The sequence below is a fragment of the Sphingomonas soli NBRC 100801 genome (genome assembly GCF_001591025.1).
GTDB lineage: Bacteria > Pseudomonadota > Alphaproteobacteria > Sphingomonadales > Sphingomonadaceae > Sphingomonas > Sphingomonas soli.
This window is the reverse complement of the sequence record NZ_BCTZ01000013.1, coordinates 34,939-48,334: the sequence shown is the minus strand read 5'-3', so window position 1 is coordinate 48,334 and position 13,396 is coordinate 34,939. Positions and strand designations below refer to the sequence as shown.

General features: G+C 65.7%; 15 protein-coding genes. 8 read left to right on the top strand and 7 right to left on the bottom strand.

The window, feature by feature from the left end; all coding sequences use genetic code 11:
• Window positions 1-2: 2 nt before the first annotated feature.
• Genes SSO01S_RS18075 through SSO01S_RS09520 form a run of 4 tightly spaced genes read right to left on the bottom strand, consistent with a single transcriptional unit; the run spans window position 3 to window position 2,434 of the window.
• Entirely contained in the window at window positions 3-728 is a 726-nt protein-coding gene (locus tag SSO01S_RS18075; protein WP_083942968.1) for a DUF1428 domain-containing protein, read from the bottom strand.
• Window positions 729-743: 15 nt separating this feature from the next.
• Window positions 744-1,223 carry a VOC family protein gene (locus tag SSO01S_RS09530; protein WP_066798459.1) on the bottom strand — a complete coding sequence of 160 codons (480 nt, stop codon included), beginning with the start codon at window positions 1,221-1,223 and terminating at the stop codon, window positions 744-746.
• A 22-nt stretch (window positions 1,224-1,245) separates the two neighbouring features.
• Window positions 1,246-1,686: a VOC family protein gene (locus SSO01S_RS09525; RefSeq protein WP_066798458.1), complete on the bottom strand. Its 441-nt coding sequence runs from the start codon at window positions 1,684-1,686 to the stop codon at window positions 1,246-1,248.
• Between the two features lie 13 nt (window positions 1,687-1,699).
• Complete coding sequence (locus SSO01S_RS09520) at window positions 1,700-2,434, bottom strand: DUF899 family protein (protein ID WP_066798457.1); 735 nt, start codon at window positions 2,432-2,434, stop codon at window positions 1,700-1,702.
• 71 nt (window positions 2,435-2,505) lie between these two features.
• Here SSO01S_RS09520 and SSO01S_RS09515 point away from each other — a divergent pair, with 71 nt between their 5' ends.
• Window positions 2,506-3,198 carry a winged helix-turn-helix transcriptional regulator gene (locus SSO01S_RS09515; RefSeq protein WP_066798456.1) on the top strand — a complete coding sequence of 231 codons (693 nt, stop codon included), beginning with the start codon at window positions 2,506-2,508 and terminating at the stop codon, window positions 3,196-3,198.
• Window positions 3,199-3,210: 12 nt separating this feature from the next.
• On the opposite strand, the gene SSO01S_RS09510 is transcribed toward SSO01S_RS09515, so the two are convergent.
• Window positions 3,211-3,903, bottom strand: coding sequence for a lysozyme inhibitor LprI family protein (locus tag SSO01S_RS09510; RefSeq protein ID WP_157073710.1), 693 nt, complete (start codon window positions 3,901-3,903; stop codon window positions 3,211-3,213).
• Window positions 3,904-4,037: 134 nt separating this feature from the next.
• On the opposite strand from SSO01S_RS09510, the gene cobS reads away from it, so the two are divergent.
• The 7 genes from cobS to SSO01S_RS09475 all read left to right on the top strand — a co-directional run bounded on the left by cobS (window position 4,038) and on the right by SSO01S_RS09475 (window position 11,406).
• Entirely contained in the window at window positions 4,038-5,042 is a 1,005-nt protein-coding gene (gene cobS / locus SSO01S_RS09505) for a cobaltochelatase subunit CobS (protein WP_066798454.1), read from the top strand.
• The gene (locus tag SSO01S_RS09500) at window positions 5,039-5,278 is read left to right on the top strand and encodes a hypothetical protein (protein WP_066798453.1); all 240 of its coding nucleotides are present in this window, start codon (window positions 5,039-5,041) and stop codon (window positions 5,276-5,278) included. The genes cobS and SSO01S_RS09500 overlap by 4 nt, the downstream gene beginning before the upstream one ends.
• A 47-nt stretch (window positions 5,279-5,325) precedes the next feature.
• Entirely contained in the window at window positions 5,326-7,152 is a 1,827-nt protein-coding gene (cobT, locus tag SSO01S_RS09495; RefSeq protein ID WP_066798452.1) for a cobaltochelatase subunit CobT, read from the top strand.
• Window positions 7,149-7,403 carry a ribbon-helix-helix domain-containing protein gene (locus tag SSO01S_RS09490; RefSeq protein WP_066798451.1) on the top strand — a complete coding sequence of 85 codons (255 nt, stop codon included), beginning with the start codon at window positions 7,149-7,151 and terminating at the stop codon, window positions 7,401-7,403. Before cobT ends, SSO01S_RS09490 begins: the two co-directional genes overlap by 4 nt.
• A gap of 90 nt (window positions 7,404-7,493) precedes the next feature.
• A complete protein-coding gene (locus tag SSO01S_RS09485; protein WP_066798450.1) occupies window positions 7,494-10,049 on the top strand; it encodes a TonB-dependent receptor in 2,556 nt (851 codons plus the stop codon).
• Between the two features lie 23 nt (window positions 10,050-10,072).
• The gene (locus SSO01S_RS09480; RefSeq protein WP_245646709.1) at window positions 10,073-10,729 is read left to right on the top strand and encodes a tetratricopeptide repeat protein; all 657 of its coding nucleotides are present in this window, start codon (window positions 10,073-10,075) and stop codon (window positions 10,727-10,729) included.
• Window positions 10,723-11,406 carry a Fe2+-dependent dioxygenase gene (locus SSO01S_RS09475; protein ID WP_066798449.1) on the top strand — a complete coding sequence of 228 codons (684 nt, stop codon included), beginning with the start codon at window positions 10,723-10,725 and terminating at the stop codon, window positions 11,404-11,406. The genes SSO01S_RS09480 and SSO01S_RS09475 overlap by 7 nt, the downstream gene beginning before the upstream one ends.
• A 179-nt stretch (window positions 11,407-11,585) precedes the next feature.
• Here SSO01S_RS09475 and SSO01S_RS09470 read toward each other — a convergent pair whose 3' ends face one another.
• Window positions 11,586-12,470, bottom strand: a complete 885-nt coding sequence (locus tag SSO01S_RS09470) for an FAD:protein FMN transferase (protein WP_083942946.1) — start codon at window positions 12,468-12,470, stop codon at window positions 11,586-11,588.
• 107 nt (window positions 12,471-12,577) lie between these two features.
• Entirely contained in the window at window positions 12,578-13,390 is an 813-nt protein-coding gene (locus tag SSO01S_RS09465; RefSeq protein WP_066798447.1) for a DUF4198 domain-containing protein, read from the bottom strand.
• Window positions 13,391-13,396: the final 6 nt, after the last annotated feature.

Here is a 13,396-nt window from a genome sequence, read left to right as displayed (position 1 = left end):
CCTCAGCCTTTGGCGGTATCGATCAGCGGCACGAAGCCGCCCCACATCATGCGCTTTCCGTCGAACACCGGATCGTCCCGGAACTGCATGCGCTCGTCTTCCATCATGCGGGCCCAGCCCCCGTCGCGCGTCGCCTTGTCGGGCCATTCGACCCAGGAATAGACCACCGACTCATGCGGCTCCTTGAGCGATGCGCGATTATAATCGGTCAGCTTGCCGTCGGGCACGTCGTCGCCCCAGGATTCCACGGCGCGCAGCGCGCCGAATTCCATGAACAGGACCGTGACCTCCGCGGCCATCTTCCGATACGCCTCTTTCTTCTCGGTCGGCACGGGAAGGATATAGCCGTCGATATATTGGGTGCCCGTGGGCGATCCCTCATCGAGGATCGTTTCGAAGCCGCCGATGAGCATCCGGCGCCCGTCGAACGGCATGTCTGCGCCCATCGCGGCCATTTCGGTATCGGCCATCATTCCCGCCTGGCTTGTGGTGCGCGCCGCCTTGTCCGGATATTCGAACCAGGCGAACACGACCGTCTCGCCCGCTTCGGCCGCTACTGATTTCTTCAGATCGTTGATCTTTCCGTCGGGAACGTCATCGCCCCACGCCTCCACCACGCGGGTGACGCCGTGCTTCTTGAAATAGGGCAGGCAGCTTTTGGCATGGGCGACATAGGCCTCGCGGTTCGCCTCCGGCACGGGGACGAGGAAACCCTCTATATAGGTCATCATCTCTCTCCTGAATTAGCCGTTCGCCGCGGCTTCGATTGCCGCGATATCGATCTTCTGCATGGTCATCATCGCCTCGAAGCCGCGCTTCGAGCGTGCACGGTCGGGATCGCTCAGCAGATCGAGCAGGATGCGCGGGGTGATCTGCCAGTTGAAGCCCCATTTGTCCTTGCACCAGCCGCAGGCGCTTTCCGCGCCGCCATTGCCGACGATCGCGTTCCACAGCCTATCGGTCTCTTCCTGATCCTCGGTAAGGATCATGAAGGAGATGCTCTCGTTCGGCTTGAAATTCGGCCCGCCGTTGAGCGCGGAATATTTGCGGCCCGCCAGCGTGAAATCGACGACGAGCACGCCGCCTTCGGGGCCGCTGGGATTGTCGCCGGGCGCGCGGATCACATTGTCGATGCGGCTGTCCGGAAGCAGCGAGACGTAGAAGCTGGCCGCTTCTTCGCCGACATGGTCGAACCAGAGGACGGTGGTGATCTTGTCGCTCATGGTCTCTCTCTCCTCGTTCCGGTCAGGCCGGCTCGTGGGCGGGGCCGTCGGGGAAGGCGGCCATCGCAGCTTCCATGTCCATGAACATCGGCTCGAACATGTGGCCGTCCGGATCCTCGAAGGCACGACTATACATGAATCCCATGTCCTGCACCGGGCGAACGTCGGCCCGCCCGCCCGCTGCGGCGGCCCGTTCGACGATGGCGTCCACCTCGGCGCGGCTCTCACGCGAAATGCAGAGCAGCACCTCGGTCGTCGCGTGGGCATCGGCGATCGCCTTGGGGGTGAAGGTCTGGAAGAAATCCGGATTGAGGATCATCAGCACGATCGTGTCCGACAACTGCATGGCCGAAGCCATCTCGTTGCTGAAGCGCTGGTCCTTGATGAAGCCGAGCGCTTCGTAAAAGGCAGTGGACCGGGCGACATCCGCCACGGGAAGGTTCACAAAGATCATCTGTGGCATGCGTCTCTCCGGTTCAGTCGTTTTCGTAGGTCAGCGAAGGATACCAGTCTGTCCCGCGTCCCTCGGGTGTACAGTCAAGAAACGTCCAGAGCGGCATCACATCGGGCGCGCCGCGCGGATCCTGGCCCGGATCGGCGGTATTCTCGTCCATCTCGGCCGCCCAGAACAGCCGGATCGCACCGTCCCGCCGGGTGAAAACGAGGATCTGCGCCTGATCGCTGCCGTCGGGGGCGACGCCCGCGAAATCGCGGCTGAAGTTACCCTCGCCATCCGAATAGAGCGGCAGATGGCGCCAGCCACGCTCCTGAGCGACCGCGCTGAGCTTCGCCATTGGCGAGCGCGCGACCACTGCCAGCGCCACCCGCTGCCGCAGATCGAGCGCCTCGCCATCCAGCGACGAGAGCATCGAGGTGCACATCGGGCAGGGCCGCTCGCGGTGCGGGCCGTACATCCAAGTATAGACGATCAGCGAATCCTCGTCGCCGAACAGCTGGGCGAGCGTCACCGGTCCGCCGTCACCTTCGAAGGCGTAATCGGGGCGTATCACCGGCCCAGGCGGAAGCGCGCGCCGCTGCGCCGCCACGCGTTCGATCTGACGCCGCAGCGCGATCTCTTGCGCGAGGAGCGCGGTCCGTGCTTCGCGATAGGTGGCGCTCTCATTCGCCCAGCGCATCGCGCTGCGCGCGGCGAGCTCGGTCGGGGACGGGAGATCGTTCGCAATCGCGGACTGACTCGGTACGAGCGTCATGCAAGGCTCCGCTTACAGGGGCGAATCGTGTTCCTTGATGTTGATGCCTTTCATGGTTACAAAAAGCAACTATGCAGTCAGAAAAGATAACTGCTGACTATGGCAAGCTTCGCCGCTGGTATCGCGACGCATGCGGCACCGCGCTGGCGATGGATTTGATCGGCGAGCGCTGGGCGCTCCTGATCGTGCGCGAGCTGCTGCTCGGGCCGCGCCGGTTCGGCGAGATCCGGGGCGCGCTTCCCGGATTGAGCGCCAACGTCCTCACGCAGCGGCTGGAGGGGATGGAGAAAGCGGGCATCATGCGCCGCCGCACTCTGCCGTCGCCCGCCAACGCCCAGGTCTATGAACTCACCCGCTGGGGCTATGCGCTGGAGGAGCCGATCTTCGCGCTCAGCCGCTGGGCGGCGGGATCGCCCGCGCACGACGTGACGCTGCCGCTGAGCAATACGGCCTTCATGCTTTCGCTGCGCACGATGATGGACCCGCGCGTGGACCCGGCCTTTGCGCCCGACCTGGGCTTCCGCATCGGCGGCGAGCCGTTCCGCGCGGCGATCGTGCAGGGCAGGCTCGCGATCGAGCGCCGCGAGCCCGAGGGCGCGGGGATTGTCTTCGTCGGTGAGCCGCTGAAGCTCGCCGCGACCTTTTACGGGCCCGCGCCGCTGGCGGAATCGATCCGCGAGGGGCGCGTCGAGGTGACTGGCGACCTCGGCCAGGCACAGCGCTTCGTAACGCTCTTTCGGCTCCCGGCCTTTCCTGCGGACTGACGGACCTTAAGCCTAGCGGCGGTTGCAGAAGCCGGGCCTGCGGTCGCCGCTTGAGCAGCCATTGGCGATCTTGTCGCGCAGATCGTCGCAGGTCATGTCGGCGGTGCAGCTCCGGTCCCAGCGGCCGTTCACGACGCGGCATTGCTTCACCAGATAGGCCGATGCCGAGCCGCCAACCTCTGCGGCGCAGCTTTGCTCGCCGCGGCGCCGGCCGGGTTGCCAGTCCCTGTCGTACCAGCCGCCGCCATGCACGCCGTGCGGCTTGCGCGGACGTTGTGGCTTGGGCTTGCGCGGCTTCGGGGTCCATGTCGGACGCGGCTGGGGCTGAGCATAGCCCGTGATGTAGCGGCGATAGGCGGTGGCGACGCAGGCGGCGTCCTCACACAAGCGGCGCTCGGCGAGCAGCGCTTCCTGCTGGCGATATATCAGGCGAATCTGGCGGCGATCGGCACCCTGACGCGCACTTGCCCATTGCTCGGCAAGCGTGCGGTGAAGATAGCGGACATTCTTGTTGTCGCAGACCAGCCATTCGCCCCGGTGCAGCGATCCGCGGCATTCGGGGTCCGGCGTGATCCACTCGATCGGTTGCTCGGGTGCGGGGCGCGGGCGCTCGGGCGCAGGGGGCGGCGGCGGAGGGCTCTTGCCCCAGTCGCAGGAGCTCAGCGAGGCGCCTGCCAGCGCCAGGAATATCAGCTGCCTGATCATCGACTTCCCCTCGCGCAAGCGTTTCGGTGACGTCATAATCTCATGAAAGCGCGGTAGTGGGAAGATGCGCGCCGCTTTGGCGTTGCGGCGGGGGACGCGAGGCTCTAGTCGCTCGGGCGAAACAGGATTGAATCATGGCCGACATTCCGAACACCCAGCCCGATAGCCGGGACACCACGATCCTCCCCGCGCCCGACAAGATGATCTCGGTCCGCGACGTATTTGGCATCGATATCGACATGGAATGCCCCGCGTTCAGCGTGGCGGATGAGCGCGTGCCCGATCTCGATCCCGCCTATGTGTTCGATGGCGACACCACGCTCGCGATCCTGGCGGGCTTTGCGCATAATCGCCGCGTGATGGTGCAGGGCTATCACGGCACCGGCAAGTCGACGCATATCGAGCAGGTCGCGGCGCGGCTCAACTGGCCGTGCATCCGCATCAACCTCGACGCCCATATCAGCCGCATCGACCTGATCGGCCGCGACGCGATCGTGTTGAAGGACGGCAAGCAGGTCACTGAATTCCGCGAGGGCCTGCTCCCCTGGGCGCTGCAGACCCCCACGGCGCTGGTGTTCGACGAATATGACGCCGGCCGCCCCGATGTGATGTTCGTGATCCAGCGCATCCTCGAGACCGAGGGCAAGCTGACCCTGCTCGATCAGAACCGCGTGATCCGCCCGAACCCCTATTTCCGCCTGTTTGCGACCGCCAACACGGTGGGCCTGGGCGATACCAGCGGGCTTTATCACGGCACGCAGCAGATCAACCAGGGCCAGATGGACCGATGGAACATCGTCGTCACGCTCAACTATCTGCCCGCCGCGGTCGAGGCGCAGATCGTGCTTGCCAAGTCGGGCGAATATGATCAGCCCGAGGGCAAGGCGACCGTCGAGAACATGGTCCGCGTGGCTGACCTGACCCGCAAGGGCTTCATCAACGGCGACATCTCGACGGTGATGAGCCCGCGCACGGTCATCACCTGGGCCCAGAATGCGCTGATCTTCAAGGATGTCGGCTTCGCCTTCCGCCTCTCGTTCCTCAACAAGTGCGACGAAGCGGAGCGTGCGCAGGTGGCCGAATATTATCAGCGCGTGTTCGGCAAGGATCTGCCCGAAAGCGTGGTGGCGAAGGCTTGAGCGGGAACGGGCCGGAAGACGATCCGCTCCATCCCAGCCGGTGGAAGAGCAATTGGCGGGACGATCCCGACGGCCCTATCAGCGGCGACGACCTCGCCTATCTCAAGGATCTGGTCCATTCGCGCATGGGTTTCGAGACCGAGCGTTTCAGCGCGGTGAAGCACGAACCGGCCCCACCCCCTCCGCCGCCGCTTACGCGCTGGCAACGCATTTGGCGCAGTCTGCGGCGCGGCTAGGCGTGCCCGCTCTTGCGATTGCGGCCACTGCCGCTCAATAGGCGGATATGGCCGTCGACTCCCCCCTCGATCAACTGCGCAACGTGCTGGGCGGCACCGCGCGCGCGCTTTCGGGCGAGGCGGAGGCGGAACTGAGCTTCACCGCCGATGCGCCGCGACAGGATGGCAAGGCGATCAAGGTGCCGATGCCGTCGCGCTCGCTGCCCGCCGATCAGGTGGCCGAGGCGCGGGGCTTTGCGGACAGTTTCGCGCTGCGCCTGAAATATCATGACAATGGGTTGCATCTGAAGAGCGCGCCGAGCGAGGCGGTGGCGCGATCGGTGTTCGACGCGGTGGAGACCGCCCGCGTAGAGGCGCTCGGTTCGCGTGGCTATGCGGGAATCGCCGCGAATCTCGATCATGCGCTGGAAATGCGGCTCAAGTCCGATCCGATCTCGCGCGCGCGCAATCGCGAGGAAGTGCCGCTGTCGACGGCCGTGCAGATGATCGTGCGCGAACGGCTGACCGGGCGCGAGGCGCCGGCCAGCGCGGCGATGGGCATGGCGCTGATCCGCGAATGGATCGAGGAGCGCGCCGGCGACGATCTCGATGCGCTGCGCCTGGTGATCGATGACCAGCAGGCTTTCGCGGGGCTCACCGCCAAGCTGCTTCGCGACCTGGAACTGGTCGAAGGCGACATGCTGCCCGACGAGGATGACGAAGGCGGGGGGGACGACGAAGGCAGCGAAGACCAGGACCAGCCCGGCGACGAGGATGGCGAATCAGAGGCCCAGCAGGGCGAGGGCCAGATGGAGGCGCGCGGCGAGGAGCGCGATTCCGAAGCGGGCGAAGAGGGCGAGCAGCAGCAATCCGACGCGATGGACGATGGCGAGGGCGAGCCCGGGGACGAAGGGGAGGACGGCATGCTGCCGACGCGCCCCAATCGCCCATGGAGCGACCTGCCGCCGCAATTCGAATACAAGCCCTATACGCGCCAGTTCGACGAAGAGGTGCTGGCGACCGACCTGTGCGATCCCGAGGAGCTGGACCGGCTGCGCTCCTATCTGGACCAGCAACTGGTTCATCTCCAATCGGCGGTGACCAAGCTCGCCAACCGGCTCCAGCGCCGGCTGATGGCCCAGCAGAACCGCAGCTGGGACTTCGATCAGGAGGAAGGCATCCTCGATGCCGCGCGGCTGGCGCGCGTCGTGGTCAACCCCATGCTGTCGCTCAGCTACAAGCATGAGCGCGACACCGAGTTCAAGGACACGGTGGTCACGCTGCTGATCGACAATTCGGGATCGATGCGCGGACGGCCGATCTCGATCGCGGCGATTAGCGCGGACATCCTTGCGCGCACGCTGGAGCGGGTGGGGGTCAAGACCGAGATATTGGGCTTCACCACCCGCGCATGGAAAGGCGGGCAGAGCCGAGAGAAATGGCTGGCCGAGGGGCGCCAGCCGCAGCCGGGCCGACTCAACGACATCCGCCATATCCTGTACAAGCAGGCCGACGAGCCATGGCGCCGGGCGAAGAAGTCGCTCGGGCTGATGATGCGCGAGGGGCTGCTCAAGGAGAATATCGACGGCGAGGCCTTGCTCTGGGCGCACAACCGGCTGATCGGACGTCCCGAAGACCGCAAGATCTTGATGGTGATCTCGGACGGCGCGCCGGTTGACGATTCGACGCTGTCGGTGAATTCGGGATCGTATCTGGAGCGCCATCTGCGGCAGGTGATCGCCTGGATCGAAAGTCGCTCGCCGGTCGAGCTGGTGGCGATCGGGATCGGCCACGACGTGACGCGCTATTATGCGCGGGCGGTGACGATCATGGATGCGGAGCAGCTTGCGGGCACGATGGTCGAGCAGCTCGCGGCGCTGTTCGACAGCGAATGAACGTCGAGCCGCCCGAAGGCGGCTTCCACGGGCCTCTCAAGCGTTCGGTGACGATCGCGGGGCATCAGACATCGATCAGCCTGGAGCCGATCTTCTGGGAAGCGCTGGAGACGGCCGCCGGGGATTTGGGCTTGCCGCTCAATGCGCTGGTCGCCGCGATCGACCATGCGCGCATCGGCGCGGATGAACCGCCCAATCTGGCCAGCGCGATCCGCACCTGGCTGATGGATCGGACGCGTAACCCAGCATAATTGCGACAATCCTGCGAATTACTCGCAATAGCGTTGACTCTGAGAACGCTTCGCAATAGCCGCCCCTTCATAACAAGGAAGGGATTCCCAGTGATTCGTAACGCTCCTGCGGCGGGCCGCACGCCAGCCTATCTCGCGCTCGCAGCGGTCGGCTTCATCGCCACCGCGCCTGCACATTCGGCGTCACCAGAGGAAGACAAGCCGACGGCGGCAGACGACCAGCAGGATCGCAGCGACAGCCAGATCGTCGTTACCGGCGTTCGCGTCGAACAGGTGGGCCCCAAGACGACCGCACCGCTGGTCAACACTCCGCGTTCGGTAGTTGTCCTGCCCGCGCAGGTGATCGAGCAGACCGGATCTGCAAGCCTTTCCGAGGCGCTGCGCACCGTGCCCGGCATCACCTTCGGCGCGGCGGAGGGCGGCAATCCGATCGGCGACCGTCCCTTCATCCGCGGGTTTGACGGCCAGGGCTCGACCTTTGTGGACGGCGTGCGCGACATCGCGGCGCAGACGCGCGAGGTCTTCGCCACCGAACAGGTCCAGATCGTGCGTGGCTCGGATTCGACGCTGGGCGGACGCGGCAGCGCGGGCGGATCGATCAACATCGTCTCGAAGCTTCCCGTCACGGGCGATTTCGCTCGCGCCAATGCCAGCGTCGGAACATCGGACTACAAGCGCTTCACGGTAGATGTGAACCGTGAGCTGGGCAGCAATATCGGTGTTCGCATCGCTGGCATGTGGCACGACCAGGATGTAGCGGGACGCGACGCAGTGTGGTCGCAGCGCTGGGGCGTGGCACCATCGGTCACGCTGGGCCTGGGCACCGATACCCGCCTGACTGCGGCTTATTATTATCTGGAGAGCCACGAACTGCCCGATAGCGGCATTCCGTTCCTCTACACGCTGGGCAATCATCCGGGCACCGGCGAGGTCGAGACCGGACCCGCGATCGGCCGCATCACCACGGCGGGCGGCGTGACCGGGACCGTGAAGCGCACCGCGTTCTACGGCCTGAAGAGCCGCGACTTCCGCGACGCCACCACCCATCAGGCAACGCTTCGGGCCGAGCATGATTTCGGGAACGTGACGCTGCGCAACACCTCGCGCTGGTCGCGCAATGACCAATCCTACATCTTCCTTCTGCCCGACGACAGCCAGGGCAATGTCTATGGCACCGCGGCGACCAACCCGACGACGGGCGCGGCGGGAGCGCGTGGCGATGTCCTGACCGGCGGCTATGTGTGGACCCGTGCGAACACGCGCTATGGCTCCACTACCGTCATGACCAACCAGACCGACCTGTTCGGTACGTTCGACACGGGCTCGATCAAGCACAGCTTCGCGCTGGGTGCGGAGTTCAACTTCGAGAAGGCGCGCCGGGGCACCTTCGTCAGCCGCGGCTTTCTGACCACTGCCGGCGCGGAAACGCTGGCAAGTGGCAGCACGATTAGCCCGCGCTGCAACACGGCGACGATCGCGCGCTATTATTGCGCCAGTCTGTTCAATCCCAACCCGAACGCGCCATGGGTCAATTACGCTAGCGACACCTCGACGGCGCAGGCACCCATCGTGAAGACTTTGCTGGGTGGGGAGACGCAGAACGAGGCCAGCACCGCGAGCATCTATGCGTTCGATTCGATCACGCTGCTGCCGTCGCTGATCCTCAACCTGGGCGTGCGCTATGACCACTTCACCAGCAAGGTGACGCCGGGCCGGACCTATGCCCAGGCGCTTGCCGACGCTCCGGGCTTCACGCTGGAACGCACCGACAAATTGTTCAACTGGCAGGCTGGCTTGGTCTTCAAGCCGACCCGCAATACCAGCCTCTATGCAAGCTACGCCACCGCCGCGACGCCGCCCAACGCGCTGCTTGGCGAAGGGCAGGAAGGCAATAGCCTGGGCACGGCAAATACGCCCGCAGCCCTGGCCGTGCTCGACAGCCTGAAGACCGAGAAGACCCGGTCGTACGAGGTTGGAGCCAAGGCCGACCTGTTCGAGAACCAGCTCGCGCTGACGCTGGCGCTGTTCCAGACGGATACCGACAATGCCCGCGTCACCGGCCCGAACAACACGATCGAGTTCATCGGCAAGCGCCGTATCCGGGGCGTGGAATTTAGCTTCAACGGCAATGTGACCAGCTGGCTCACGGTCTTTGGCGGCTACACCTATCTGGATCCCAAGATCGTCGATGGCGGCTTCACCGCGCTCACCGCACCGGCAGTCGGCGCGCAGGCGGCCAAGGTGGTGCTGGTGCCGTCGGTCAACACGGGCCGGATGGCGACCCAGACCGCGAAGAACAGCTTCACCCTATGGGCTGACGTAAAGCCCCTTCCCGGCCTCAGCATCGGGGGCGGCGCGTTCTACACGAGCAAGCAATATGGCGGATATGCCGACAATCGCTCGGCGACGCAGAGCGCGGCAGGCGTGGTGACGGTCAACCCGGCCACCAAGATATTGTCGCGCACGATCCCCGAATATTGGCGCTTCGACGCGCGGCTCGGCTATTCGGTCACGCCGAATATCGAGCTGAGCGTCAACGTGCAGAATTTGACCGACAAGGTCTATTTCACCCAGGCCTATACCAATCACTATGCGGCGATCGCGCCGGGCCGCTCGGCCTTTGCCACGATCGGAGTGAAGTTCTGATCGACGATCTCTCTCCGGAGGAAGTGGCCGCCCGCCTGTCCGGTTCGCCGGAGGAGCGGGCGGCGCTAATTCGGCAGGGGGCGGAGGAAGGCGTGGCGGAGGCGCAGGCGGTGCTGGGCCAGATGCTGCTCGACATGGGCAAGGGCGCGGAGGGTTTCGCCTGGTTCAACAAGGCCGCCGCGCAGGGCCATCTGATGGCGCTAAACATGGTCGGGCGTTGCTATGATCTCGGCTGGGGCGTGGCCGTGGACAAGGTCCGCGCCGCCGAATGCTTCCGCATCGCGGCCGAGCGCGGGCTGGAATGGGGCATGTATAATTATGCCACGGCGCTGACGCTTGGCGAAGGATTGACCGAGGACAAAGCCGCGGCGCTCGCCTGGTTCGAGAAGGCAGCGGCGATGGGCAATGCCAAGGCGATCAACTATATCGGCAGCTTCCATGAGGATGGCTGGGTGGTGGCGAAAGATATGGAGAAAGCGGCGGGATTTTATAGGCTTGCCGCCGAGGGCGGCGACTTTCGCGGAGCGTTTAATCATGCGCGGATGATGGCCGGCACCGGGCGCATGGAAGAGGCGCGGGAATGGATCGGGCGGTGCTTCGAGACCGCGACGCCGGGATTTGCCGAGAAGGCCCGCGCCTTCCTCGCGGCATCGCCCTGGCCGGAGCTAAGGGGATGCTGATCGCCATCCCGGATCTGCTCTCGGCGGACGAAGTCACGCGGGTGCGCGGGATCATTGACGCGGCCGAATGGGTGGACGGAAACGTCACTTCGGGTGAGCAATCCATGCTCGCCAAGCGCAACGAGCAACTGCCCGAGGGCAGCCCGGCGCACCGCGAGGCGGGGGCGATCATCCTCGACGCGCTGGCGCGTTCGGCGCTGTTCGTGGCGGCGGCGCTGCCGCTCAAGGTCTTCCCGCCCTTGTTCAATCGCTATGCGGGAGGACAGGCGTTTGGGGCGCATGTCGATAGCGCCATTCGGATCCAGCGGGGGAGCGATTTCCGGATTCGGAGCGACCTTTCGATGACTCTCTTCCTGGAACATCCGGACGACTATGTTGGCGGCGATCTCGTCATCGAGGATACATTCGGCGAGAAGAAAGTGAAGCTGGGTGCCGGGCACGCGATCCTTTATCCATCGTCGAGCGTGCACCGCGTCGAACCGGTGACGCAGGGCACCCGGGTGGCGAGCTTTTTCTGGATCCAGTCGATGGTGCGCGACGACAATGCGCGGCGGATTCTGTTCGAGATGGACCAGGGCGTGCAGGGCGCGGCGACGGCGCTGGGGCAGGGCGATCCATCGGTGATCGCGCTGACGGGCGTGTACCACAATCTGTTGCGGCGCTGGGCGGACGCCTGAGCCAGATTTCAGAAGAAGAAGCGGGACCCCGGGTCGGAGCCCGGGGTGACGGGTGAAGTTGGCCCGACGCCTGAGCCGGATTGCGGGGCGGAGTGCGCGACCTTCGTGCCAGAGCTTGGAGCGCGGTACTTGCGGCGTGCCCCTCTCCCCGGCCCTCTCCCCTGAAGGGGAGAGGGAGATCAACTCAGCAAGGCCTCCAATGCTGGCGAGAGGTGTTCGGTCACGCCGGTTTCGGTTCGGACGACCATATGCGCGGCGAGGCGCTGGCTTTCGGCGAGCGCCATGCCGGCGGGGCCGAGCACGGTGAGCGCGGTCGCCCAGGCATCGGCGAGCATGCAGTGCGGGTGGAGCACGGTCACCGAGGCAACGCCATTATCCAGCGGGCGTCCGGTGCGCGGATCGAGCGTGTGCGCATAGCTTTTGCCGGCATGGACGAAGGCGCGGCGATAATCGCCCGACGTGGCGATCGAGAGGCCGTGGAGCGCGACGCGCATGGGCGCGAGCACAGCGCCCGGCACCGGCTCCAGATCGACCCACCAGGGCTGGCCATCGGGCTTGATCCCCTCGCCGCGAAGTTCGCCGCCGACTTCGATCAGGAAGTCGCGCTGGCCGAGCCCGAGCAGACGCTCCGCCACGGCATCGACGCCATACCCCTTCGCGATGCCCGAGAAATCGAGCGCGGCGGGCGCGAGGCGGCGGGCGCGGCGGCCGTCCTGCTCGATATGCCGCGCGCCGGAGACTGCCAGAGCCGCGCCGACCGCTGCATCATCGGGGAAGGGACGGGGCCCTGCGGGGCCGAAGCCCCATAGATCGGCAAGCGCGCCCATCGCGGGATCGAACGCGCCGCCGCTGGCGCTCGCCACATCGAGCGCGGCGCGCAGCACGGTTTCGAAAGCCGGCGGCAGAGGCTGCCAGCGGCCGGGATCGCTGGCGTTGAAGCGGCCGAGATTCGAGCCCGCTTCCCAATGGCTCATCTGGGCGACGACCCCGTCGAGCGCCTCCTGGACCGCAGCGGCGAGACCGGGCGCGCCGCCCGCGATCCGCGCGGACCAGGTCGTGCCCATCGTCTCGCCGCGCAGCGTGGCAATGCCAGCGCCCGCCTGCCGGCGGTGGAACGCTGCCGGAGACAGGCTGGCGGGGATCGCGATGCGAGGGGTCAGCGGGCGGGAAATCAGGGCGCGAGCACCTCAAGCGTCGTGATGTATGCGAGGCGGCGCTGCGGCTGGCCCGGTGCGGCGGGAGCGCCTTCGGGCGTGACGTTGAGCCAGTACATGCCGGGGCCGGGCCAGTTGATCACGACCTTGCCCTGCGCATCGGTCTTGAGATCGATCGGATTGAGCGCATCGCGATACCGGATGCCGCCCTGGATCGCGGTGACCTTCAGGTTCGCGCCGGGCTTGCCATCGGTCATGAACTGGAAGGTGGCGGGTTCGCCGACGATCAGGTCGTTCGGATGGGTGACCGGCACCAGCTCGATGCCGCGCCCGCTGGTCTTGAACACCGTGTTGGTCGGAGCGCCCTGGGTGATGAAGGTCTCGTTGCGCCCGATCGATTCGGAGGTCGTCACGTCGGTCGCGCCCGCGGGGATCGCGGCGGCGAGCGTGGCGGCGGTGGTGCCGCGCGGAAGCTGCTTCGTCTCGCCGTTCAGCTTGTAGCTGCCGACAACGCCTTCGTTGAGGATCGACAGACGATAGGTGCCCTGCTGGGTGAGATGCAGATCGAAGGTCGCGCGGAACTTGCCGACAGCGTGGTTCTCGATCTTGCCCTCGGTGCCGTCTGGCTGGAACACGGTGGGGATCTGCACGAGCGGGCGATGATCGAAGAAGAACACTTCGTTCGATGCCGCCGCATCGACGGTGACGTAATTATCGGTGCCCGAAACGATCGTGGACGAAGGCAGCAGCCAGGCGCGGTGGGCATATGCGGCGGGAGCGGCGACCACGGCCAGGGCGGCGATGGCGATCATGGGATTGCGCAGGTTCATCGATTC